The sequence below is a fragment of the Bacillus haynesii genome (assembly GCF_001969855.1).
Lineage (GTDB): Bacteria > Bacillota > Bacilli > Bacillales > Bacillaceae > Bacillus > Bacillus haynesii.
On record NZ_MRBL01000024.1, the window covers coordinates 57,009 to 79,904 of the forward strand.

A 22,896-nucleotide genomic window follows, 5' to 3' on the forward strand; every position below is an offset into this window, starting at 1 on the left:
TTTTACGTTCTTGCGATGTGGTCCGCATTCACATTATGTTGGGAAACGCCGCCGCCCCACACATCCTTTACATAGCGCCCTTCTTCCAAAAGTGCGGACAGCCAGCTTTCCGACTCTTCCTGACGCGCTCCCTGTACAATGCGATATGCCTCGCACAAAGCTTGTTCAACAGCGGGAGCCATGCGGCTTCCGTCTCCGCACACATACAGGCGGCCGCCTTCATTCAACAAGTGAATCAGCAAGTCTGCATCCTCTCTGATCAAATCTTGCACATATGTTTTCGTCCGGCCTTCAAGCCGGGAAAACGCTGTATGCAGATGGACGATTCCGTCCTTTTCCGCTTGCTCCAATTCGTCTCGATACAGAAAATCTTCGTTCGGACGGCGGCAGCCGAAGTACAAATGCGCTTCACCGAGCTTTATCCCGGCATCGCGCTGGATGCGGCGCGCCTGAAGAAATCCGCGGTAAGGTGCGATTCCGGTGCCCGGCCCGACCATGATCACCGGTGTTTCAGGATCTTCTGGAAGCCGGAAGCCTGACTGAGGCTCCCTGATGAAACACGAAATCGCGTCTCCCGGCTCAAGACCGGCGAGATAGTTCGATGCAACCCCCTTATATTGCCCACGGCCGCTCAATGCCGGGCCGCTTACGACAGAGACGGTGATGCTTGTTTGCCGCGGGTTAATCTGCGGCGAACTGGAAATCGAGTAATACCTCGGTTTTAGCGGAGACAGAAGTGCCAGAAAACGGGCAAACGGCAGTTCACAGGCCGGGTATTGTTCAAGCAGGTCAAGCATTGTCAACCGTTTTTTCAACACTTGATCCTTATAGATGTCATCTTTCAGCAGGTCTTCAAGTTCGTGCTGATGAGGCGGACAAACCGTATGTGCCGCCAGCTCGCGAATCTGAGCCCTTGTGGCCGGTTCCTGGAGCTCGACGCAATGTTGAAAAAGGTCCTTGACATGAACGGGCCGCTCCAAAGGCAAATGTGATGCTTGATTCCTGCCGCTGATCAAAATTTGTTCATTTCCGTTCAGCCCAAACCGCTGAAAAGCGCGATCAATCAGCCCCCCGCTGTTTTGCGGCAGCACCCCGAGATGATCTCCCTCCTGATATGCGGCGTCTTCAGGAAGCGATATTTCAATATGCCTTGTGCTTCTCCCGCTCTTTTCACACTGCAGTTCCCGGTTTGCCGATATCTTCGCCGTGAACACCTGATAAGCTTTAGCCAGCGGCGAAGCCGCAGGTCCGCTTACAAACTCGACAGATAAGGCTTGCCTGTCTGTTTCTGTTTGATTCGGCTCGGGATCGGTCAATGAAAATTCGGTTCTTAAAAGCGGCCACAGATCGTTTTTCCATGACTCAAACTGTCCTTCGAAATCATCTCCTGCATCCCCTTCTCCGAGCTTGTGCAGCCTTTGGGCGCCTCTTTTTTCCAATGCGCTGTCAATCAGGCGCGGAATCCGCTGGTAGGTGCTGGCCCAGCTGCGGTTTCCGCAGCCGAAAACCGCATATTTGACACCACGTAAATCGCCTGTCTGAGCATGCTCAAGCCAATTGACAAATTCCTTTGCGCAATCGGGCGGGTTTCCGTTATAGGAAGCCGTCACAATGATAACAGCCCCTTCTGCCGGGATGGCGCCTGCGTATTGATCAAGCTGCGCCGTCCGGCTGTGATATCCTTGCTCACGCGCTTCTTCAGCAAGCTCCTTTGCAATCTCTTCGGCTGTGCCGAGATTTGAACCGTAGAGCACAAGGAGAGGAGTTCCGTGCGTATTTTCCGCAGCCGGTGCGGAAGGCCGTTCTTCCTGCCGTACGTTCTCTTCAGGTTGAGCGCCCGGCATCACCATCATTGCTTCTTTTTTCCTCGGCCTCACCCGGATTGTGAAGCCATCCGGTTTTAATGTCAGCGATTCTTTGATTTTCAATTGGTAGTTTGCATGATCTTCAAGATCAAAGTACTGAAGAATCATGCCGAGCACAAGCGTCGCTTCATGAAGGGCGAACTGCATGCCGATGCATGCCCTTTGGCCGTTGCCAAACGGTTTGTATGCGTGCGCCGGAATGCCGTCCATCTCCTCGAACCGTTCAGGCCGGAACGCCTCGGCATCTTCCCCCCAGACGCTTTGATCCCTGTGCAGTTTTGGGATGAGCACTGTGACGCTCTGTCCTTTTGGAATCAAGTATTTTCCCCCGATAACCGTTTCTTCTTTTGCATAAAGAGAGAAAGCCGGTGCCGTCGGCCAAAGCCTTATCGATTCATTCAAAATCATCCGGATGTATTTCAGCTGCTGAACCTGTTTGTAGGAAGGGACGGGATCGGTCAGCACGCGATCTGCTTCTTCATACGCTTTCTGAAGCTTATCCGGATGCTTCAGGAGCAGATAGATCGCAAACGATAATAAACCGCTCGTCGTCTCATGTCCGGCAATCAAAAATGTAATGATTTGATAGCGGATATTCTCATCATCCAGTTTTTCGCCGGTCTCAGGATCTTTCGCATGAAGCATAAGCGACAAGAGGTCATTTCCGCTTTCGCCGCCGGCCTGCTTCCGGTCAGCGATGATCCGGTCAACAAGAGAAAACATCGACTCAACATCGCTGTTAAACTGCCGCTTCGTTTGAACCATCAGCTTATCCTGCAGCGGGAAGCGCTTCGTCTGTCTCATCGCTTCGCTCAAACCCCGGACCATGCTCTCGATAAACGGATGCTGCCCTTCGCGGTAGAAGCTGTTAAAGCGGTAGTTAAACCCGCATAAGCCGATCGTATCAAGCGTCAGCCGCGTCATATCGTCCGGCACATCAATGCTTTCATCCTGATTGTGACGGGACCACTTTTGGATGAGCTGGACGGCGATATCCTGCATCATGTGATGGTATCCCTTCATCGCTTTTTGGCTGAAGCTCGGCAGAAGGATATTGTGGGCTTTCCGCCAATTAGGTTCTTCCGTCCAGCTTGTAAACAGCCCGTCTCCGCTGAACTCGCGAACTTTCAATAGCCCCTTCCCCATGTTTTTGTCAAACCGGGATTCATCGGAAACTTCTTTCACCAGCTCATGGCTGGACACAAATACCCCAATCGCATCCGCAAACTTAAATTGAAAAATAGGCCCCATCTCATCCGCGATTTTCCAAAGAGACTGGGAGACCCTGTTTTTGTCAAGTAAAGGCAGGTTGCCGAGCGGCCCGTAAGTTTTAGGGATTGGAATTCCACTTAATTTGTTCACGAAAATCATCCTTTCTGTTTTGGAAAAAAGCTTTTCATCCATGACCTTTGACAGCATGCCAGGAACATTCTTCAATCTCTTCGATCAGTCCGGTAGGATCTTCGATTTCCCCGGCTCTTACTAATTTTTGAATATGAACGAACGCCCCGAATACGACAGCCGACAAGATGTGGGAAGGCAAGGGGCGAATCACGCCGGCCGCTTTCCCTTTTTCAAAAAATAAATAGACGAAATCCAGCAGTTCGTTCAAGACCTCACGGCTTTTCTCTGTCAGGTAATGAGAGGTTTTGTCAATTTCCAAAAAATACAGTGCATGGACATTTTCCTGAGAAAACTCGAAAAGACAGCGGAAAATGTGCTGAAATTGTTTTTTTATCCCTGCTGAATCTTCAGGATAGCCCTCCTCTATCTTTTCTTTAAATCTTTTCACACTGTCTTGGAACAAGACGTTTACAAGGGCTTCCTTGCTGTCAAAGTAGCGGTAGATGGTGCCTGCACCGACGTTTGCCTTCTCGGCAATCATCGGAATGGTTGCGGCGTCAAAGCCTCGGTCTGCGAAAAGGACGAGCGAAGCCTCGATGATCTTCTGATATTTGCTTTCCGATTCCATTGATTTTGCCCTCCAAGCCAGCGGAATGAACGTTCATTCCGCTTTTTCCAATACATTCACTTTTTGACAGAACACTCGAATATTCCTTTTTTGATATAAAAATTTTTAAGAAAAGATGAAAAAAGGGATAATAGGCCCAACTGTTGGCATGAGCTGAAATTCATAAATCGAATGAAGAAAGGGCGGCTGTTCAATAGTATTCTCATATATTAATTTCGATAAAAAAGAGGAACTGATATGTCATCAGTTCCTTCTGCTATCAGATTATTTTGCTTTTTTGACTTTTATTTTGCTCGCTTTGCTCGTATTGCCGGCTTTATCTTTTGCAATGACCGCTAAAACGGTGTTTGCCTTTTGTTTTTTTATTTTCACAGAAAACGCGCCTTTTTTATCGGCCTTGCCGGTTCCGATCGTTTTCTTTCCTGCTTTGACGGTGATGGCGGCGTTCGGCTCTGCTTTCCCCTTAACGGCCGTGCTCTTGTTTGTCACCGTATTCACTTTCGGCGCGGACGGCGGGGTTTTGTCAAGCACAGTGACGGCTTTCGCTTTGCTGATATTCCCGGCTTTATCCTTTGCGGTTACACTGATGACCGTTCCGGCTTTTTGTCTGCTGATTTTCAGCTTGTATTCACCTTTTCCGTTCGCTTTGCCGGATGCGATCGTCTTTCCTTTTACTTTTGCGCTGACTTGCGCGTTTGCTTCTGTTTTTCCCTGAATCACCGTACTTTTATCGGAAACCTGATAAACGTTCGGGGCGCCTGGCGGGATGACGTCAGCCACCGTCATTTTAACATCGCCGCTTTCTCTGTATTCATCAACAGATGCGGAGACATACAAAACGGCATATTCTTTTTGCTTGTTGATTTTCACTTTAAATGCGCCGGATGCATCCGCTTTGCCTTGCGCAATCACTTTTTTGGACGCGTTTTTCACTTTGATCGTGTAGCCGGCTGCCGTTTTCCCCGTTACGGCAGTATCTTTGTTCGTGATGCGTTTGACGGACGGGTTTTTCGGCGCTTTTTCCACGATGGTTCTGAGCGAGGCTTCCGCCTGATGGCCCGATGCCGCAACACGAAGAACTTGCCCCGCCTTCTGAGCCGGGATTTTCACTGAAAACGCGCCGGATTTTCCGGCTGTTCCCGTGCCCAATACCTGCTTCCCTCGCAAGATTTTGACCGCCACACCGCTTTTGGCTGTGCCTGTCACTGCCGTATGGCGGTTCAAAACGGGATGAACCTTCATGTTCAGCTCAAAAACGCTGGCTGCATGATAAACATTCAGCCTTCCCCACCCGGAAACGAAGTCATATCCAGGAATTTGAGCAGCCGGTTCTACATCCAGGTCATAATCCGGGTTTGGATTATCCTGTTCTTCAAATGCCACATCTGCTGTCGTCTCGGTCAATAGCTGTGCGACTTGCTTTGGTTTCAAGGACGGATTCTGTGACAAAAGAAGTCCTGCTGCAGCTGCAACGTGCGGCGCCGCCATCGATGTTCCGCTCATATAAGTGACATTCCCGTCCGGAACGAGGCTTGGAATATCGGTTCCCGGCGCCACCATATCGAGACCTTTTCCATAATTGGAGTAGTCCGAGACGAGATCGAGGTTATTGGTCGCCCCGACTGAAAGCGTATATTTCGAAGATGCCGGGTACGAAATCTCCGACACTCCGTCATTGCCGGTGGCGGCAACGATCGTCACATTTTTGGAGGCCGCGTATTTAAGCGCATATTCCATCACCCGGCTGTATGGCCCGCCAAGGCTCAAATTGATGACTTTTGCACCGTGGTCGGCAGCATAGATGATGCCGTTTGCAATCTGTTCCGTATCTCCACTGCCTGAAGAATCCAGCGCTTTGACAGGCAGGATTTTGGCATAGGCATTGATTCCCGCCATTGAAAAATGGTTGTCTTGGGCGGCTGCGATGATGCCCGACACGTGTGTGCCGTGGCCATTGTCATCCATCGCATCCGCCGTGCGGCCGATATAGTTATAGCCTTCGTCTTTTTTGACGCTGCCGCTTAAATCGGCAAGCGTATGATCAACGCCTGTATCAACGACGGCGATTACTGTATCTTTCAGCTTTTTGCCTTTCATCAGCTTTTGAAGCTGTTCAAATTGTATGTCTGCATTCGCAGCACGGTTTTTGCCGTTATTTTTGAGCGACCATTGATATGGATATTGGGTGTCCGCTGACAGTGCTTCGTATTGCTGAACCTGTTCGACGAATTCCACTTCAGGCATCTTGGCGATCTTGGCGGCTGCCGCCTGATATTGCTTTGCCGCCGCTTTGAATCCGGAAGAACGGCTTTCCTTCATTTCCACAACGTACATATCTTTAAATGCCGGTTTACTTTTATCGAAGAGCTCTAATGCCCGAACGCCGGAAGATTGGGCTTTAGATTTGAAAGAACCCGGTTTTTTGCCGTCTTTCAATTTTACAATATAGCGTGTTTCGGGCGCGCTTGATGAAGCTGTCGCCATCCCTGCTTTTTCGAGCACAGCCGATACTTTGCTGCCCGTTAATTGTTCGATGCCGATGTCTTTTGCGACTTGATCCAGCTGTTTTTTCAACGACTCGGGAACGGACGCGCGGGCTGTTTCGTACAGGCGGCTGATCGCTTTTTGATCATCATTCGTAATGGTGTGTGCGCTCTCTTGTCCGTTTTTTGCGACATCGGCAAACAGCGGCTTCAGCTGTACCAAATCTTTGTAGACACTGTCTCTCATCGATTTGTTAAAGAGCATTTTTGCGCTGATGAATGGAGCTGCTTTATAGTAAAAGGAAGACAGCTCTTTTCCTTTTTCAGTTTTTGAAAGAACTTCATCCCTGATCGTTCTTAACTGTTTTAATATGCCCTTGCCGGTTTCCCTTTCGGAGACGCTTAATTCTGCCGGACACTCTTCTTCTGCTTCCTGGTTTGACGGAGGCAGGGTGACGCCTTCATAGCTGATGGTGTAAGAAATATCTGTAATGGAAGTGGTTTCGTTGTCCTCATCATGGTGATTTTCTACTTTTATGTAGTAAGGACCTTTCCAGGCAATCGGAAAATCGATTAGAGCGGGATTATTTTCATAGGAGTAGCCGTTGTATCGGTCAAACGTTTGTTGATCAGTTGCATTTTCCAGGCTGGAGTAGACGGAGATGTTCAGCTCTGCAGCTGATTTCAGTTTAACGCGGAAATGCGTGTAGTTTGCGATTTCCTGATTTGAAGAATTGATTTTATACCAGTGCACCTCGTCCTCACTTTGAAATGAAGCTTCAACAGGGGCTGCGCCGGTCAATGTGGTTTCGTTAATCGGAACGCTGTCTTCGGCTGCCATTGTCTTCGGTAGTAGAGGCAGCTGGCCAAAAAACAATGCAACAAGGAGAAAAAAAGCAATTGAACTTTTCACGATCCTTTTGTTCATAAATACCTCCGGAAAATATAGTAAAAACGTTCACTTTGATATTAAACCATGTTTGCTATGTTAATGGAATACTTTTCTTTAAAAATCAAAAATATGATATTTAAGATCCATCTTCAACTCTCTCAAACATAAAAAATCCCTCTCGTATTGAAAGGGATGATCATACAAAGCTCATGATTTCACCGCAGAAATACAGCAGTAATTTTTGTGCATATGTACAGCGATGTCTCTGAAATGGCTCTCTTCCAGCAGTTGCTTGATTTGCTCTTCTGAGTACAAGGAAAAGTCTTCTGTCTTTTTCGATTTTTTCATTTGCCCTTCCAGATGCACGGCGAGAAACAGCGTGCCGTCAACCTGTAAAACACGGTAAATTTCTTTTAATGCCTGTTTGAAATCCGTCCAAAAATAAATGGTGTGGACTGAATATACTTTATGAAAAGAACGGTCCGGATAAGGAATATGTTCGGCATGGCCGAGCTTCAATTCGGCTTTTCCTTTTTCTTTCACATGACGGATTCGCCGCTGGCCCTGCTTGACCATGCTTTTTGAAGCGTCTATGCCGCAGGCCTTGCCGCCCTCAAGCATCTCCGCGATCCGATAAAGTGCCGCTCCGCTTCCCGTTCCGATTTCAAGGATGCGCTCATGCGGACAGACATCCATTAAGTTGATGGTCCATTCGTTTATATCATGATTTCCGTTTTCCATATATGACGCGACCCATTTCGACATAATGCCGCTCGGGTTCCGCAATTGTTTTCCAAGCCATTGTTCAAACACGTTAAAACACCTGCTTTAATTCTAATTAGCCCGCAAATCGTACAAACGGGCCTTCCCCCACTCATATCGGTCAATGCACCGAATATTAAAAGGATTTGCAAAAATAACTGCATTCTTTTGTTACATTCCATAACTAGACGGCTTCAGCTTTGAAAATGTTTCGCTTTAAGAAAACTGTTTTTTTAATGAATTGGTCTATCCGCCCTTTCCACAACTCAAACCCATGCATAGTATATATTGAATTTTCACTAAAAGGTGGTGCTATTTATGGGCTTTGGTTACGGCGGCGGATGCTGCGGCGGCTGGGGAGGCTACTCCGGCGGATACGGCGGTGGATACGGCGGCGGATACGGCTATGGAGGCGGATTCGCGCTTGTTGTGGTTCTATTCATTCTGTTAATTATCATCGGCGCTTGTTACGTCTGCTAAATGAACAGGAGGGGGGATTTTAAAGCCCCCCTTTCATTTTGCCATTTAGTTTGTCCACATGAAAAAGAGCAGAAAACAAACGTTTTCTGCTCTTTCTCAATAATACCAATAATGCGGCCAATACCCGAATTGGCGCGCCATCTCCATTCTTTGGCGCCGGTACGGATTACCGTATCCGTGCTTGAAAGAATGAGGCATTGATGTATACCCGTGGCCGATAAAAGGCATTCTGCCGTTTTTCTGCATGCTGTTCACCCGCATTCAATGATTTGCTTGCTTCATATTATGCAGAAAAGCGGAGATGCGGAACTCGTTTCAGCCCCGGCTAAACCTGGTCCTTCTCCCGAGTGTAATGTGCCAACAGTTCCCTTCTATGCATCATCTTGATCTCCTCCTTTATGTTTTTCGCGCTTTAAGCTAGCGCTGGCTGTTCATGTAAAGATATTTCAGCTGCAGGTCTTTCATTTCATTGTACATTTGTTCAATTTCGTATTCTCGCTCGTACTCTTCCGGACTTTTAAATCGTCTCTGAATGGTTAGTGTTAAGAAGAATAGATTTATTGTCACATCGCTCACCTCCTTTCAAGTTCGCTCAAAACAAAAACAGCCCGCAGATCATCTGACAAACCTGCGGGCGCAAACAAAAACCGCCAGATAAAAACGAATCGAGTCTTTATCTTGCGGGAGGAGCAGCGTATTATTATGCCTAACTTCCTAACGGACCGGCTGTGCTGAAAAAGCATCGGTTAAGGAAGTGCACAATCTCTCCCACAGGTTTGATGAATCATGATATTGGCATTCACAAAGTCTAATGTATGTAGTCAGTGCTGGTTTCATGTTCATCAACCTCCTTTGCTTTTTGTTTACTTTGTAAGTATATCCATCAAATTCCTGTTTGTAAACCGTTTTTTTAATAAATGGACGGATTGATCAAACAAAAAAAGCGGAGAGCCCCTCTCTGAGTCTCTCCGCTTACGATTCTTCCATTTCGTCTAATTTTCTTTTATATTTGAGCGAGCGCTTCACACAATAGAAAGCTCCTCCCAAAAAGCCGCATGTCGCGAGCATCATTGTCATCTTTTGGCCGGTTTCCAAACCTTGTCCGGGAATGACCGATCCGATATATAAAAATGCGCTTACGCTGAGAAGCGTAAAAGCAAACTGCTTATAGTCTTCCATCAGCGATTTGACTTTTTTCTTCTGCATGTCATGATCACCTGCTTTTGTTTCATAATGGATATGATTCAGGATAACATAGATTGACAGATGACCAGACATGTAAATTCAGCCATTTTAAGAAAGCGGGGCCAGCGCTTGCTGCAAGTCTTCCAACAGATCGTCAATATCTTCAACTCCGGCAGAAATACGGATCAATCCGTCTGTGATGCCAAGCTCCAGCCTGCGTTCACGCGGGATCGAAGCGTGAGTCATCCGCGCCGGCACCGAAATCAGGCTTTCAACCGCGCCAAGGCTTTCGGCAATCGTAAACCATTTCAGACGGCCAAGAACAAGGTCCACGTTCTCTTCTTTTCCGATATCAAACGAGATCATGCCGCCGAAGCCCGAACTTTGCCGCTTGGCAAGCTCATGTCCCGGATGAGAGGGCAGCCCTGGGTAATAAACCTTTTTGACGGCTGGATGATCGTCTAAAAACGCCGCGATTTTCCGGGCATTTTGCTCATGGGCTTCCATTCTCAAGCCAAGGGTTTTCATCCCCCTCATTAAGAGCCAGGAATCCTGAGGCCCGAGAATCCCACCTGTAGAGTTTTGAATAAAATGAATCTCTTCTGAGAGTTCCTTCGAGGCTGTTACGACAAGTCCGCCGACGACATCGCTGTGTCCGCCCAAGTACTTCGTCGCGCTGTGAAGGACGATATCGGCTCCCAACGAGATTGGGTTTTGAAAGTACGGCGTGTAGAAGGTGTTGTCGACAATCAGCAATAAGTCGTGCTTTTTCGCTGTTTCAGCGGCTTTCTTGATGTCAGTGATTTTCAATAAAGGATTTGTCGGCGTCTCAACATAAATCGCTTTTGTATTCGGCTTGATCGCTTTTTCGATCTCTTCTATGCTGCTCGTATCACTGAAGGTCGCTTCAATGCCGATGCGATTCATCACCTTTGTCATCACGCGGTATGTGCCGCCGTATACATCATCTGTCAACACGATGTGATCGCCGCTTTTAAAAAGCATCATGACCGCTGTGATCGCTGCCATCCCAGAGCCGAACGCGTAGCCTGCTGCACCGCCTTCAACATCCGAAATCAAGGATTCGAGCGCCGTTCTCGTCGGATTTCCCGTCCGGGAATATTCGTATCCTGTATGCTGGCCGGCGCGAGGCTGTTTATACGTGCTGACCTGGTAAATAGGAACCGATACCGCTCCTGTTTTTTCGTCTCCTGTAATACCGCCGTGAATCATTTTCGTTTTTGGCTTCATATCAGATTCCTCCTTCGTAAATTTTTTTGCTTAAATAGCGGTCGCTGCTGTCGGGAAAAATGGTCACAATGTTTGTGCCGGCTTTCGCTTTTTCGGCTTCTTTCAATGCGGCAAACAACGCGGCGCCTGATGAACTTCCAATCAGAAGCCCTTCCTTTTCCGCGGCTTCTTTTACAAGCCGGAACGCATCTTCGTCAAGCACGGTGTAAATCTCATCGAAATGACTTTCATCCATGTATTCCGGAATGAATTCCATTCCGATTCCTTCGGTTTTATGTCCGTGCGGTTCCCCTCCGTTTAAAATCGAGCCTTCCGGTTCAACAATAACCGTTTTAATGGACGGATTTTTTTCTTTCAGAAACTTGGCGGTTCCCGCAAATGTGCCGCCTGACCCCGCTCCGGCGACGAAGACGTCAATTCGGCCGCCAAGATCATCCCAGATTTCCGGGGCGATCGTTTTATAGTAAGCCAATGGATTTACTGGGTTTTTAAACTGCAAAACGCAATAAGAATCGGGAATCTCCTTCTCAAGTTCAAGTGCCTTTTCAATCGCCCCCTTCATTCCGGCACTTCTGGGGGTATGAACAATCCGAGCGCCGAGCGCTTTCATAATCGACTGTTTTTCCATACTAAAATGCTCGGGTACGCAAAAAACGGGTCGAATGCCGTGCTTTCTGGCGGCGAGAGCCAGACCGATTCCCGTATTGCCTGCTGTTGCCTCAATGACTGTTCCACCGGGTTTCAGCTTTCCCGAACCGACGGCTTCAGCAATCAGCACTTCTCCGAGCCGGTCTTTAATACTGCCTCCAGGATTCATCATTTCAAGCTTTGCATATATGTTAACCCCTCTGGGAATGTGAAAATTCAAAATTTGCAGAAGCGGCGTTTTGCCGATCAATTCGGTGATATCCTTGATCACATTCATGTTCCTTCCTCCTTCAAGAGGTGCAAAACAGAGGGGGATACTCCCCCCTGTTTTTAATTGATTCTTTTGATCATGCGGAGCACAAGCTCTGTCGAATGCTTGGCAGCCTGCTCCAAAAATTGGTCAAATGAAATTTCAGATTCTTTTCCGGCGATGTCTGAAAGCGCCCTGATGACAACAAACGGCGTATTAAATTGATAAGAAACCTGCGCGACAGCCGCCGCTTCCATTTCAACCGCGTAAAGGTCTTCAAACTTGCCGCGGATGAATGCCACACGGTCAGGATCGCTCATAAAGGAATCGCCAGTTGCAATCGTTCCTTTGACAACTTGAATGTGTCCCAGTTCAGACGCTTCGTCTTCCGCCGCTTGGATCAATGCACTGTCGGCCTTGTATGCGGCCGGCAGATTCGGAACCTGTCCATATTCATAATCAAATGCCGTGACATCAACATCATGATGGCGGACTTCGGTCGAGATGACGATGTCTCCGACATTAAGCGAATGATGGAAGCCGCCGGCTGATCCGGTGTTGATGACAACGTCCGGTTTAAAGCGGTCAAGCAGAATCGTCGTGCTCATGGCTGCATTGACTTTGCCGATGCCGGACTTTAAAAGTACGACTTCTTTTCCTTCATAAATTCCGCTCGTAAATTCACAGTTTGCGATGACTTCCCGGTTCGTCTGTTCGAGCTTGCTTCGCAAAATCGTGACTTCTTCTTCCATTGCTCCGATAACTGCGATTTTCATATTTAAAACTTCCCTTCAAATTACAATTTTGCCGCTTCCATTACCCAGACAAAATCATTATGCTTTTGAAAGGCGATACTGAAATGTTCTGAGGTAAAGATCGTTTCCATCTCCGAAAGCGTCGGATAATGTTCCGTTTCAAGGTCTTCCGCCAATTGCAGGAACCCTTTTTCCTTCGCTTTTTTAACAGCGGCAGTGAAGGCTTCCCGATCCTTGAAGACGGTATCAGCAAAGACTATTTTACCATGCTTTCCGAGCATTTTTCCATATCGCTTCACAGCCTCCCGCTTCTCTTCGTTTGTCAGGTGGTGAAACGCATAGGAACTGACAATCGTGTCGGGAGAAAACGGAGGAACCGGAAAGTCGAGAAAGTCTCCGTCAACGATCACTCCATTCTCCGGCAGCTTCGCCTCGGCAATTTCTCTCATCGCTTTTGAAGGTTCTACACCCGTGACTCCCTTTCCAGCTGCCAGCAATTTTGCAGTCAAATTGCCTGTGCCGACGCCGAATTCGAGAACTTTATTCCCCGAGCGGCTGACGACATCATCCAGAATGGCGTCATAGTTGCGAAACACTTCTTTGTATTGAAGATCGCGGCCAACTACTGTATCATCATAAGAATTTGCCCAGTTCTCAAATAAAGGAATGAACTCTCTTCCCATTTTATCGTCACTCTCCATCTATTTTTACAATTCCTATAAGTATAGTATGATTTATTCGGTTGATTAGTTCTTATCCTACCACAAGTCATTCGTTTTGGGTACAAAAAAGGCTTGGTTATATTTCCCTTGTCACCCGGCCGCTTCTCTGCTTTAATAAAAAATGACTTGAAACGAATGGGGAGGATTGGTTTATGAATTTCGGACTCGATCTGATCAAAGATAAAATTGAGTTTTTTGAGGCGCTGAGCTTAGAGGAGCTTGAAAAAAAGATCAGTCAGCAGATTGAAAACAACCAGGCGATTTTGCTGAGGGTCCATTCGGTTTCCCACCAGACGGCGGTCATTGACGGACGGATCCACTACAGCGCAGTCGTTCATTTCAAAGCCGAATCATAAAAAAAGCGCCCGGTTAGAGCAACCGGCCGCTTTTTTCTTTATTTCAACTGTTCAACTTTTGTCGGCTTCCAGCCTTTTCCGTCAACCCAAGTAATGGCTACCTGGTATTTGACGCCAGAATCCTTCGCCTGAATGGTTCCTTTCGCATCTTGCGGGCTGCCGTTGTTTCCGAGCCAGATCAACGTCATGTTGTCCTTAGAAACCCCTGTCGCGTATGAAATGGCTTCAAGCATTTCCTTCCAGTCTTGTGAAGAAGAATCATATGTTGCGGTATGCTGTCCGCTCTGTTGTGTGCCGACAGGTTCCCAGTCAGGATTGATGATCGTTTTTTCAACATTGGCGCTTGAACCGCCTTCTGTCACTTTAGCTCCTTCAAACGGATCATCTGAGGTTGACTTGTCCTCGTCTGAAGCAGATTCTTTATCCTTGTCCGAGTCGGAATCGCTGTCTTCTTTGTCGGAAGAATCGCTTTTTCCTTTGTCCTCATCTTTTACATCTTCGTCAGATGTTTGTTTCTTATTGTCGGAAGCAGGTGCTTCTGTCGTCTGTTCAGAATCGTTTTTCGAGACATCTTGCGCCTGCTCCTTCGGGCTGTTCATCATCAGACTGCTGGCAACGACAACGATTAATACCAATACGATACCTATTAAAATGTTAAGCACAAGATTCGCTTTCCTGCGCTTATCACGATTTTCAAAACGAGATTCCCTTGTTTCGCTCAAGTTCATTGCACTCCTTTTTCCCTCTTGCCTCGCTTCCTATTTTATCATCACCTGAGGCATACTTCTATGTCTGGTTCTTTTCAATTTCATATACTTTTTTAACAATATCATAAAATACGGCATTTGTCGCAGCCTTGCTATCCGGCGTATCCATATGGACGACGACGAGCGCATATTTCGGCTTGTCCGCCGAGAAATAACCGGCAAACCATTTATGATAGAGCGTTTTTTTGTCATCTGCCGTCTTGCCTGTCTGCGCTGTACCCGATTTTCCCGCTACATCGTACGGAAGATCGCTGAAGCGCCGGCCTGTCCCCTTTTCAGACGTGACAACTTTTCTGAGCAGTTTTTGCAGCTTTTGCGCTGTATACTGATCGATTTTCTCTCCCGGGAGCTCGTGATCTTTAAAAGCCGTCATCAATGTGCCGTTTTTATATTCGATCTGGTCTGCGATCTTGACTTGTTTTTTCTCTCCGCCTCTTGCGATGGTCGCCATCATGTTGGCGATTTCCAACGGGGTCAGCTTCACATTTTTTTGGCCGATGGCGGTCTGGGCTACGGCTTTTTTAACTTTTTTGTCCTTTTCATCCCCCCAGATTGATCCTGCAGTTTCATGATAAAACTGTCTGAACTCATCTTCATGATACAGCTTTCCTTCCCAGCCGACCCGTCCGGTCAGCCCGAGCTTTGCGGCGGTATCTTCGATCACGGAGCTGTTTTTTTCAACGAGCTGCCCGGCAAGATTTGTAAACGTGTAGTTGCAGCTTTCCGCAAAACTGTCTTCCAGGCTGAGCTTCCCTTTGTCTTCTCCGGCCTCACCGTACAGGTTCAAATTGCAGTTAAAGGTTTTTGACGGATGGTCCAAGCCGTTTTCGATCGCTGCCGTGGCAATCACGGTTTTAAAAACCGAGCCGGGATATACCGGTGTCAGCATATAGTTCTGCCTTGTTTTTTGCGATGCCATGTTTAAGTCGGGCTTGCTCGCAATCGCCACTACGCCGTTCGTCTCGATGTCAAGCAGAACTGCCCCGCCTTTATCAAGCTTATGGTCAGCCAGTACATCTTCCATTGTCTGCTGAACCTTTTTATCGATCGTTGTTTTGACTTGCAGCGGGTAAAACGGATTTGCGTCTGCCGTATATTTGACGTCCATACCGAACAAAGGGTTTCCCAATCCGTCCACATGATACAACAGTTTTGTGTCTTGTTCAGGCAGCAGGAATTCATCAAACGTCCGCTCCATGCCGAAGGTGCCGATTTTCGTGCTGATGGAGAGGCCCTCTTTATCGGGATATTTGCGTCGGAGAAGGTCCGGGTCTTGATTGGTCATACCGAGCGTATGCGAAGCCAGCCTGTTCTTTTCTGTTTCTTCTATGTATACGCCGTAAACGCCCGGATATTTCAGTTTATTGATTTTTTCGAGAGCCGTCTTTGAAACGGACGCTCCTTCACGTTTTGTGAGGATCACGGGTTTTTTTGCATGTTCCAGCTTGCTCTCGAGCTCATCTTCTGTCATGTTTAAAATTTCGGCTGCTTCTTCGGCCGGCCACGGCTGATTTTTTAAAAAAGGGAACAAGACGATGGCCGGTTTTTGGCTGACGGACAAATGTTCGCCGTTCCGATCTAAAAAAGATCCTCTCCCGTCTGAAATCCGAACTTCCTCCGTGCGCTGTTTGACGCTTTCCTGGATTAAGTTCACATTCCGTTTAGAAAAGGATTCGGTAAAAAACAGTTGAATTTCAGCCAGCCTGATCAGCAGAAATAACAGGGCAGCCGAAATGATAATCGATACCCACTTCATGCGCTTTTGCCATTTCATTATAAAAACACCTCATCCACATTGTGGACGAGGTCATCGTTTGCTAAACAAATTTTATGAAATTTTCACAATCTTTACAAGCATTTCGCCGCCCGGTGTTTGAACGGTCACTTCGTCTCCAACCTGTTTGCCGAGAAGGCTTTTCGCGATTGGGGAATCGTTCGAGATTTTTCCTTCAAACGGATCGGCTTCCGCACTGCCCACAATCGTATAAGATTCTTCTTCACCGTCAGGAAGCTCCGTAAATGTAACGGTTTTTCCGAGGCCGACGATATCTGAGTTTGCACCGTCGTCTTCGATGATCTTTGCGTTGCGGATCATATTGTCAAGGGTTGTGATGCGCCCTTCTACAAAAGCTTGTTCTTCTTTTGCTGAATCGTATTCGGAGTTTTCGGAAAGGTCTCCGAAGCTTCTTGCCACTTTAATACGTTCAACAACTTCTTTACGTTTAACCGTTTTCAAATACTCAAGTTCTTCTTCCAGTTTTTTCTTTCCCGTTTCTGTCATAGGAAATACTTTCTCTTGTGCCATGTTCCTTCACTCCTTCTAGTTGGTTCCTCATCACTTGTATGTGAGAGTATAGACTTGAATATACAAGAATGAGGACAACCCTTGTCCCCTTCTTCTCTCCCATATTTGTAAAGTATCATATAAACCGGATGGAAGGCTCCGGTAAATGGTGCTTATACAGTTAAAGAAGGGCTCAGGATGAGAACCCTTCAATTTCTATACATAATATGGTCAGAGTTGTGTTTGTCTATGCTATGTTATTATAAAATCGCGTTTTGTTCAAGAATAGTTTGTATTTTTGTTACCATCAGGTCGATGGCGACGCGGTTTTGGCCGCCCTCCGGAATAATGATATCGGCATAGCGTTTCGTCGGTTCGACAAACTGGTTATGCATCGGTCTGACGACTGAGATGTACTGCTCGATGACAGAATCGATCGAACGTCCTCTTTCTTTTATGTCTCTGAGCATCCTTCTGATGATCCGCAGGTCGGCATCCGTATCGACATACAGCTTGATGTCCATTAAGTCGCGGAGCCTTTCATCCTCGAGAACAAGGATTCCTTCCAAAATAATAACATCTTTCGGATCGACGTGCACGACTTCCTCTGAACGCGTATGCAGCTTGTAATCGTAAATCGGCTTTTTGATCGGCCTGTACGCGAGCAATTCGTTTAAATGCTCGATCAAATAGTCATTATCAAATGCAAGCGGGTGGTCGTAGTTCGTGTTCAGCCGCTCTTCAAACGGCAGATGGCTCTGATCTTTATAATATAAATCCTGTTCGAGCATCAAGATCGAATGACCTTTAAACTGTTCATAAATGGATCTGGTGACGCTCGTTTTTCCTGAGCCGGAGCCTCCCGCTATGCCGATAACTACCGGTTTTTTCCCCATGCCATTACTGCCCCTTTCTCATCATGTTGCTAGGATAAATCTTGTTGTCCACTCTAAATTTGACGATCTGCAGGGGATGGCGGGCTGCGTCAAGCACATTGCCTTTTTCGTCCCAAATCGTGTCAATTTTGCATGTGAAATTTTCGATTTCCGGACCGAAAAATTCGACTTCATCTCCGGATTTAAAGAAGTTCCGCTGCTGGAGCGTGACCATTTTTGTCTCTTCATCATAGTCAAGAACAAGTCCGACAAAGTCGTATGTTGTCTTTTTGCCGTGGACGCCGAACATCTGCTCTTCATATCCGGGCGTTCCTTCAAAGAAAGCAGGCGCCGTGTCTCTATTGGCGCATTTGTCCAGTTCTTTCAGCCATTCTTCTTTGATGACGAAGTTTTCAGGATCAGCGCAATAAGCATCGATCACTTTTCTATACACACTGACGACTGTCGCAATGTAGTGGATCGATTTCATCCGGCCTTCGATTTTCAGGCTGTCGATGCCCATTTCAATCATTTGCGGAATCGATTCGATCAGCTTCAGATCTTTCGGGCTCATCGCAAATGGAGCATCGCCTTCTTCATACAGCGGCAGCGCATTCGCCCCGTCCGTCTGATACAAATCATAGTCCCAGCGGCATGACTGGCAGCAGCCTCCGCGGTTAGAGTCCCTGGCCGTCATATGGTTGCTGAGCACGCAGCGGCCTGAATAAGCGATGCACATCGCACCGTGTATGAACGTTTCGATTTCAATATCGACTTTTTCTTTCATTTCTCTAATCTCAAGTGCGCTCGTTTCACGCGCGAGCACGACCCGCTCAAGGCCTTCTTCCTTCCAGAACTGAACGGCTTTCCAGTTTGAAAGGGACTGCTGGGTGCTCAAATGCACTTCAAGCTTCGGCGCAACTCTGCGGCACGTTTCAATGATCAGGGGATCAGCGACAATAATGCCTGACACGCCTGCTCCTTCGAGATCGCGCAAATAATCTTCTAGTCCGTCGACATTTTCTTCGTGCGCAAAAATGTTTGTCGTCACATAAATTCTTGCGCCGTATTTTTTCGCAAATTCGACACCTTCAGCCATTTCTTCAATTGAAAAGTTATCTGCGTTTGAGCGGAGTCCATATTCACGTCCGCCGATAAATACAGCGTCTGCGCCATAGTGGACAGCGATTTTCAGTTTTTCCAAATTTCCCGCCGGAGCAAGAAGTTCTGGCTTTTTCGTAATGACGCGTTTTCCATTAACGATTTTGGAAATTTTATCTTTTACTGCAGACATGGCTATCCCTCCTTTTAGTATACTGTTTCTTTGAAAAAGAATCCGGTATCGATGCTGCGGTTTGCAGGCTGCAGCTGTTCGATCCGCTCGATCCATTGTTCTTTCTTGTCTTCGTATGCTTCCCTGTCTGCGATGCTTAGGTCGATGGCTTCGCGGTACATGGCCGTTACTTCAGTCATGTATTCGACCGATTTTAAAATACCGTCGATTTTAAATGAATCGATGCCGGCATCGACTAAATCCTCAAGTTCATCAATGATGCAGACGTCATTCGGACTCATGATGTGCGTGCCGTTTTCGTCTTCGAAAATCGGATATTTATTGCCGCGTTCTTTATCATGGAGATACATGCTTTTTTCTTTTTTCTTGCCTTCGATATCCATGACTTTTCCCTGGTATTCAAAATAGTTGCCGATCAGGGAGCGCTTTGACTGGAACATGCATGTCATGCCGTGAACCTGAATTTCAATCTCGACTTCTGCTTTCTCTTTAATCTCAACGATGCTGTCCATGTTGAGCTCTCTTGCGAGCACCGCGCGCTTCGCACCTTTTCGCCCCCAATAGTTGCAGGAATAATGGTTGGTCGCGGTCGTTTCCGTACTCCAGTGAAGCTTCATGTTCGGCGCTGATTCCCGTGCTGCCATCAGTACGGCGGGATCGCCGAAGACAACCGCATCCACGCCTGCCTCGTCCAAGAAAGAAAGGTAGTCATTCAGTTCAGGAACCCGGTCATTGTGAAAAATCGCGTTCACCGCAACATATACTTTTGTGCCTTTTTCATGAGCCTGAATAATGGCTTCTTTTACTTCCTCTCTGGAAAACTCCCCGGCTAAACGCAGACCGTACCTTTGTTCACCGATGATAAACGCATCGGCGCCTGCCTCTGCCAAAGGCTTAATATCCGAAACAGCCGTCGGCGTCACAAGCAGTTCAGGCTTTTTCATATCCGTTCACCTCTTTTTTGACTGACGGCCAATCCGTCGCCCACAGGCAGGATCGCCGTGTGGTAGTCAGGATGCTCCATCAGCCAATGATTGTAATGATCTATTTTCGATACAAGCTTTTTGATGCGCTTGTTTTCGATCTGATTGTAATCTGATGCGACAAGGCCTTTGAAAAGGACATTGTCCGTAAAAATGATGCCGTCATCGGCAAGCATTTTTTCATATATACTGAAAAACTTCTGATACTGGCCTTTTGCGGCATCGATAAAAAGCGCATCATAAGGAGCCATCGATTGAACGGCGTCCGACTCGCTGAGCGCATCGCCAAAGAACACGTGAATTCTGTTTTCAAGCTGGAATGACCGGATGTTTTTCAGCGCTTCCCGATACCTGTCTTCATCGCGCTCGATCGTAAAAATTTCAGCTTCGGGAAGGGCAAGCGCCATCCGAATCGCCGAATAGCCAATGGCGGTACCGATTTCAAGAATTTTTTTCGGATTTTTGAGTGAAAGAAGCTGCAGGAGCACTTCAATTCCTGTCGGTTCCATAATGGGTACGCCATGCTCTTCGGCATAGGCCTCCAGTTTCATAATTTCAGCCGGCCGCGGCTTTAGCAGCTTTTCAAGATAGCCGGTCAATTCTTCGTGTCCAATCTTCACGGGCAGATGGCCTCCCTTTCATAAAAAAGAGCCTTAGGTCAGGTGTTCAGCACTCTCCTAAAGCAGTTGACTGTCTTTTCTCCAATAAACAACCCGATATATTTTATCATAAAACCTTTGTATTTGCGAATAAAAGGAGAGTATTTTTTACTCTCCTTTTTCCTCGTCCTGCGTGTTCGTAATGTATTTGGCTTTTGCTTTATTGTGTTCTTCAAGCGTTTTTGTAAAGACGACTTCCCCGTTTTTCTTTGCAAGAAAATAAACGTAGTCTGTTTGCTCCGGATTTAATGCCGCTTCCCAGGAGCTCTCTCCCGCGTTTGCAATCGGCCCAGGCGGAAGACCGGTATGTTTGTACGTGTTATATGGGGAATCCGCTTCAAGGTCTTTGTACATGACACGGTTTTTATGTTCCCCCAGCGCATACAAGACGGTCGGGTCCGTTTGTAATGGCATGTTTTTGCTGATGCGGTTGTAGAAGACGCTTGAGATTTTGTGCCGGTCCGCTTTTTCGGTAGCTTCTTCCTCAATTAATGAAGCCATCGTCAAGGCTTTGTGGACGGACATCTTTTTGTCTTTCATCTGCTTTTCGTACTTTTCAGCCAGCTGATCTGTTTGTTTGATCATCGCTTCGATGATAGCATCCAGCTTCGTCTCTGGGTCGTAAAATGGATATGTCGCAGGATACAGGTATCCTTCAAGCGGATGCTGGATATTCTTGTTTAACACGTCGTCGGTGATCAGTTTCGGGTACTTCTGTTTTAATCGGCTGATGAATTCGCGGTCATCCAGCTTTTTCATTATGTCCTCTGCCGAGTAGTTGGTTTGTCCGGCGATGATGTCTGCGATTTCCTTAAGCTGCCTTCCTTCAGGAACGGTAATTTTAAATGCCGGCACATGTGAAGCGGTTGTCAGCTTTTTGATCACGCCGGCCGCATCCATCGACTGGCTGAGTTGAAAATTACCCGCTTGAAAGCCGGAGGCATTTTTAAATTTCACATAAGCGATAAATACTTTTTCGTTTTTAATTAAGTCCTCTTTTTTCAGTTTGGCGGCGATGGACGTAACGGTCGATCCTTCCGGAATATAGACATTGACCGTTTTTGCATTATTTTTATCAACCGGTTCGAGCGCCGATTTGACATAGAGCGAAACAGCGCCTGCGGTTAAAATCAGCAGAACCGCGACCACAGTCAGCCAAAACTTTATTTTATGTTTAAGGAGTCTTTTTATAAACGGTTTCTTTGTCTGATCTTCAAACATTGGTGTCCTCCTCTCCTCCCATGGTATATACTACATGATTCGTTATCATTCGGCAATTTATTACAAAATGTTTTAATAAAAAAAGCCACCTGTCGGCAGCCGGGCGCAAAGGATTGCAGATCACGCTTTAAAGAACGACAAAATCCTAAAACTTCAATCGTTTTAGGATTTTGTCAAGCGGTCTAGCCGCTTCTTTATTCTTCTTCGTCTTCATCCGCTAAAAACGTGTTCAGCGTCTCTTCAATCATATCCCACTCTTCTTCTGTTTCAATCGGCATCAGTTCGCCGTTTTCTCCGGCTTCATTCGGTACGAAGCTTGAAGCATGGATCTCGATCTCTACCTCGTCCTGTGCTTCAATCGGATAATAAAGTACGTATGACTTGTTAAACTGATCGCTGTCAAATGTGAAGAGCACTTCACACAGCTGCTCATTCCCTTTATCGTCTACAATCGTAATATTTTTTTCTCCGTGTTCCATCTTGATCACCTCATGAGTTTAGGCTGTCGAGATATCCTTGAAGGATCATCACGGCCGCCATTTTATCAATTACTTTTTTTCTTTTTTGCCTGCTTACATCTGCTGAAATCAACATTCTTTCGGCCGCCATTGTCGAGAGGCGCTCGTCCCAAAGCACGACGGGAACTTGAAACGTTTCTTCAAGCACTTCCGCGAACTTCTGACTCGCTTCCCCCCTCGGGCCGACGGTTCCGTTCATGTTTTTGGGAAAACCGAGTACAATCTTGTCCAGTACATAGTCTTTCGTCAATTCGGCGAGGCGGTTCAAGCCGTAGTCACCGCCCGCCTCGTCGATTTTAATCGTTTCTATCCCCTGAGCCGTCCAGCCCATTTCATCGCTCAGCGCTACACCGAGCGTTTTCGAACCTAAATCCAGACCTAATATTCGCATGCTTGTTTACGCCTCTTTATGCTGTTCTAAGTACGATTTAACCAATTCTTCGATTATCTCGTCTCTTTCTATTTTCCGAATCAGGTTACGTGCATCTCGATGCCTTGGAATGTAAGCGGGATCTCCTGATAGCAGATATCCGACAATTTGGTTGATCGGGTTGTAGCCTTTTTCCTGAAGCGCATCATGGACGGTTATCAGCACTTCATTTACATTGGTTTCCATCGAATCGTCGGAAAAGTTAAATTTCATCGTCTTATCAAATGAGCTCACCGTTTTGCAC

24 protein-coding genes are annotated in these 22,896 nt (G+C 46.9%); 2 read left to right on the forward strand and 22 right to left on the reverse strand.

What is annotated here, in order from left to right; all coding sequences use genetic code 11:
- Window positions 1-2: 2 nt before the first annotated feature.
- The 4 genes from BTA31_RS19085 to BTA31_RS19100 form a co-directional block, all read right to left on the reverse strand.
- A complete protein-coding gene (locus BTA31_RS19085; RefSeq protein WP_076793601.1) occupies window positions 3-3,227 on the reverse strand; it encodes a bifunctional cytochrome P450/NADPH--P450 reductase in 3,225 nt (1,074 codons plus the stop codon).
- A gap of 34 nt (window positions 3,228-3,261) precedes the next feature.
- The gene (locus tag BTA31_RS19090) at window positions 3,262-3,837 is read right to left on the reverse strand and encodes a TetR/AcrR family transcriptional regulator (protein WP_043928229.1); all 576 of its coding nucleotides are present in this window, start codon (window positions 3,835-3,837) and stop codon (window positions 3,262-3,264) included.
- Window positions 3,838-4,101: 264 nt separating this feature from the next.
- On the reverse strand, window positions 4,102-7,248 hold the full coding sequence (locus BTA31_RS19095; protein WP_076793542.1) for a S8 family peptidase: 3,147 nt from the start codon (window positions 7,246-7,248) through the stop codon (window positions 4,102-4,104).
- Window positions 7,249-7,419: 171 nt separating this feature from the next.
- Window positions 7,420-8,025: a class I SAM-dependent methyltransferase gene (locus BTA31_RS19100; RefSeq protein WP_076793543.1), complete on the reverse strand. Its 606-nt coding sequence runs from the start codon at window positions 8,023-8,025 to the stop codon at window positions 7,420-7,422.
- Window positions 8,026-8,292: 267 nt separating this feature from the next.
- Between BTA31_RS19100 and BTA31_RS19105 the strand changes: the two genes are divergently transcribed.
- A complete protein-coding gene (locus BTA31_RS19105; protein ID WP_043928226.1) occupies window positions 8,293-8,454 on the forward strand; it encodes a YjcZ family sporulation protein in 162 nt (53 codons plus the stop codon).
- A 96-nt stretch (window positions 8,455-8,550) separates the two neighbouring features.
- Here the strand turns inward: BTA31_RS19105 and BTA31_RS23105 are convergent, their stop codons facing one another.
- The 7 genes from BTA31_RS23105 to BTA31_RS19135 all read right to left on the reverse strand — a co-directional run bounded on the left by BTA31_RS23105 (window position 8,551) and on the right by BTA31_RS19135 (window position 13,226).
- On the reverse strand, window positions 8,551-8,700 hold the full coding sequence (locus BTA31_RS23105; protein ID WP_164468297.1) for a hypothetical protein: 150 nt from the start codon (window positions 8,698-8,700) through the stop codon (window positions 8,551-8,553).
- 171 nt (window positions 8,701-8,871) lie between these two features.
- Window positions 8,872-9,021 carry a YrzI family small protein gene (locus BTA31_RS19110; RefSeq protein WP_020452381.1) on the reverse strand — a complete coding sequence of 50 codons (150 nt, stop codon included), beginning with the start codon at window positions 9,019-9,021 and terminating at the stop codon, window positions 8,872-8,874.
- A gap of 405 nt (window positions 9,022-9,426) precedes the next feature.
- Window positions 9,427-9,660, reverse strand: a complete 234-nt coding sequence (locus BTA31_RS19115; RefSeq protein WP_043928242.1) for a YrhC family protein — start codon at window positions 9,658-9,660, stop codon at window positions 9,427-9,429.
- Between the two features lie 87 nt (window positions 9,661-9,747).
- Window positions 9,748-10,890 (reverse strand): bifunctional cystathionine gamma-lyase/homocysteine desulfhydrase, encoded by a 1,143-nt coding sequence (locus BTA31_RS19120; RefSeq protein WP_076793544.1) that lies wholly within the window; start codon window positions 10,888-10,890, stop codon window positions 9,748-9,750.
- A 1-nt stretch (window position 10,891) separates the two neighbouring features.
- Window positions 10,892-11,815, reverse strand: coding sequence for a PLP-dependent cysteine synthase family protein (locus tag BTA31_RS19125; protein ID WP_076793545.1), 924 nt, complete (start codon window positions 11,813-11,815; stop codon window positions 10,892-10,894).
- A 53-nt stretch (window positions 11,816-11,868) separates the two neighbouring features.
- Window positions 11,869-12,564: a 5'-methylthioadenosine/S-adenosylhomocysteine nucleosidase gene (gene mtnN / locus BTA31_RS19130; RefSeq protein WP_076793546.1), complete on the reverse strand. Its 696-nt coding sequence runs from the start codon at window positions 12,562-12,564 to the stop codon at window positions 11,869-11,871.
- 20 nt (window positions 12,565-12,584) lie between these two features.
- Window positions 12,585-13,226: a class I SAM-dependent methyltransferase gene (locus BTA31_RS19135; protein WP_043928222.1), complete on the reverse strand. Its 642-nt coding sequence runs from the start codon at window positions 13,224-13,226 to the stop codon at window positions 12,585-12,587.
- Window positions 13,227-13,417: 191 nt separating this feature from the next.
- Here BTA31_RS19135 and BTA31_RS19140 point away from each other — a divergent pair, with 191 nt between their 5' ends.
- Window positions 13,418-13,621, forward strand: coding sequence for a YrzA family protein (locus tag BTA31_RS19140; protein WP_043928220.1), 204 nt, complete (start codon window positions 13,418-13,420; stop codon window positions 13,619-13,621).
- A gap of 38 nt (window positions 13,622-13,659) precedes the next feature.
- Here the strand turns inward: BTA31_RS19140 and BTA31_RS19145 are convergent, their stop codons facing one another.
- The 11 genes from BTA31_RS19145 to BTA31_RS19195 all read right to left on the reverse strand — a co-directional run bounded on the left by BTA31_RS19145 (window position 13,660) and on the right by BTA31_RS19195 (window position 22,886).
- A complete protein-coding gene (locus tag BTA31_RS19145; protein WP_043928219.1) occupies window positions 13,660-14,349 on the reverse strand; it encodes a YrrS family protein in 690 nt (229 codons plus the stop codon).
- A gap of 58 nt (window positions 14,350-14,407) precedes the next feature.
- The gene (locus tag BTA31_RS19150) at window positions 14,408-16,162 is read right to left on the reverse strand and encodes a peptidoglycan D,D-transpeptidase FtsI family protein (RefSeq protein WP_076793547.1); all 1,755 of its coding nucleotides are present in this window, start codon (window positions 16,160-16,162) and stop codon (window positions 14,408-14,410) included.
- A 54-nt stretch (window positions 16,163-16,216) separates the two neighbouring features.
- Window positions 16,217-16,693, reverse strand: a complete 477-nt coding sequence (gene greA, locus BTA31_RS19155) for a transcription elongation factor GreA (RefSeq protein ID WP_020452389.1) — start codon at window positions 16,691-16,693, stop codon at window positions 16,217-16,219.
- Window positions 16,694-16,932: 239 nt separating this feature from the next.
- On the reverse strand, window positions 16,933-17,568 hold the full coding sequence (gene udk / locus BTA31_RS19160) for a uridine kinase (RefSeq protein ID WP_003183905.1): 636 nt from the start codon (window positions 17,566-17,568) through the stop codon (window positions 16,933-16,935).
- 4 nt (window positions 17,569-17,572) lie between these two features.
- Window positions 17,573-18,841, reverse strand: a complete 1,269-nt coding sequence (locus tag BTA31_RS19165) for a peptidase U32 family protein (RefSeq protein ID WP_043928216.1) — start codon at window positions 18,839-18,841, stop codon at window positions 17,573-17,575.
- A 14-nt stretch (window positions 18,842-18,855) separates the two neighbouring features.
- The gene (locus BTA31_RS19170; protein ID WP_076793548.1) at window positions 18,856-19,785 is read right to left on the reverse strand and encodes a peptidase U32 family protein; all 930 of its coding nucleotides are present in this window, start codon (window positions 19,783-19,785) and stop codon (window positions 18,856-18,858) included.
- The gene (locus BTA31_RS19175; RefSeq protein WP_043928213.1) at window positions 19,782-20,444 is read right to left on the reverse strand and encodes an O-methyltransferase; all 663 of its coding nucleotides are present in this window, start codon (window positions 20,442-20,444) and stop codon (window positions 19,782-19,784) included. The genes BTA31_RS19170 and BTA31_RS19175 overlap by 4 nt, the downstream gene beginning before the upstream one ends.
- Before the next feature lie 147 nt (window positions 20,445-20,591).
- A complete protein-coding gene (gene mltG, locus BTA31_RS19180; RefSeq protein WP_076793549.1) occupies window positions 20,592-21,704 on the reverse strand; it encodes an endolytic transglycosylase MltG in 1,113 nt (370 codons plus the stop codon).
- Between the two features lie 194 nt (window positions 21,705-21,898).
- Window positions 21,899-22,183: a DUF1292 domain-containing protein gene (locus BTA31_RS19185; RefSeq protein ID WP_076793550.1), complete on the reverse strand. Its 285-nt coding sequence runs from the start codon at window positions 22,181-22,183 to the stop codon at window positions 21,899-21,901.
- 10 nt (window positions 22,184-22,193) lie between these two features.
- On the reverse strand, window positions 22,194-22,613 hold the full coding sequence (gene ruvX, locus BTA31_RS19190; RefSeq protein ID WP_043928210.1) for a Holliday junction resolvase RuvX: 420 nt from the start codon (window positions 22,611-22,613) through the stop codon (window positions 22,194-22,196).
- Between the two features lie 6 nt (window positions 22,614-22,619).
- Window positions 22,620-22,886, reverse strand: a complete 267-nt coding sequence (locus BTA31_RS19195; RefSeq protein ID WP_003183920.1) for an IreB family regulatory phosphoprotein — start codon at window positions 22,884-22,886, stop codon at window positions 22,620-22,622.
- Window positions 22,887-22,896: the final 10 nt, after the last annotated feature.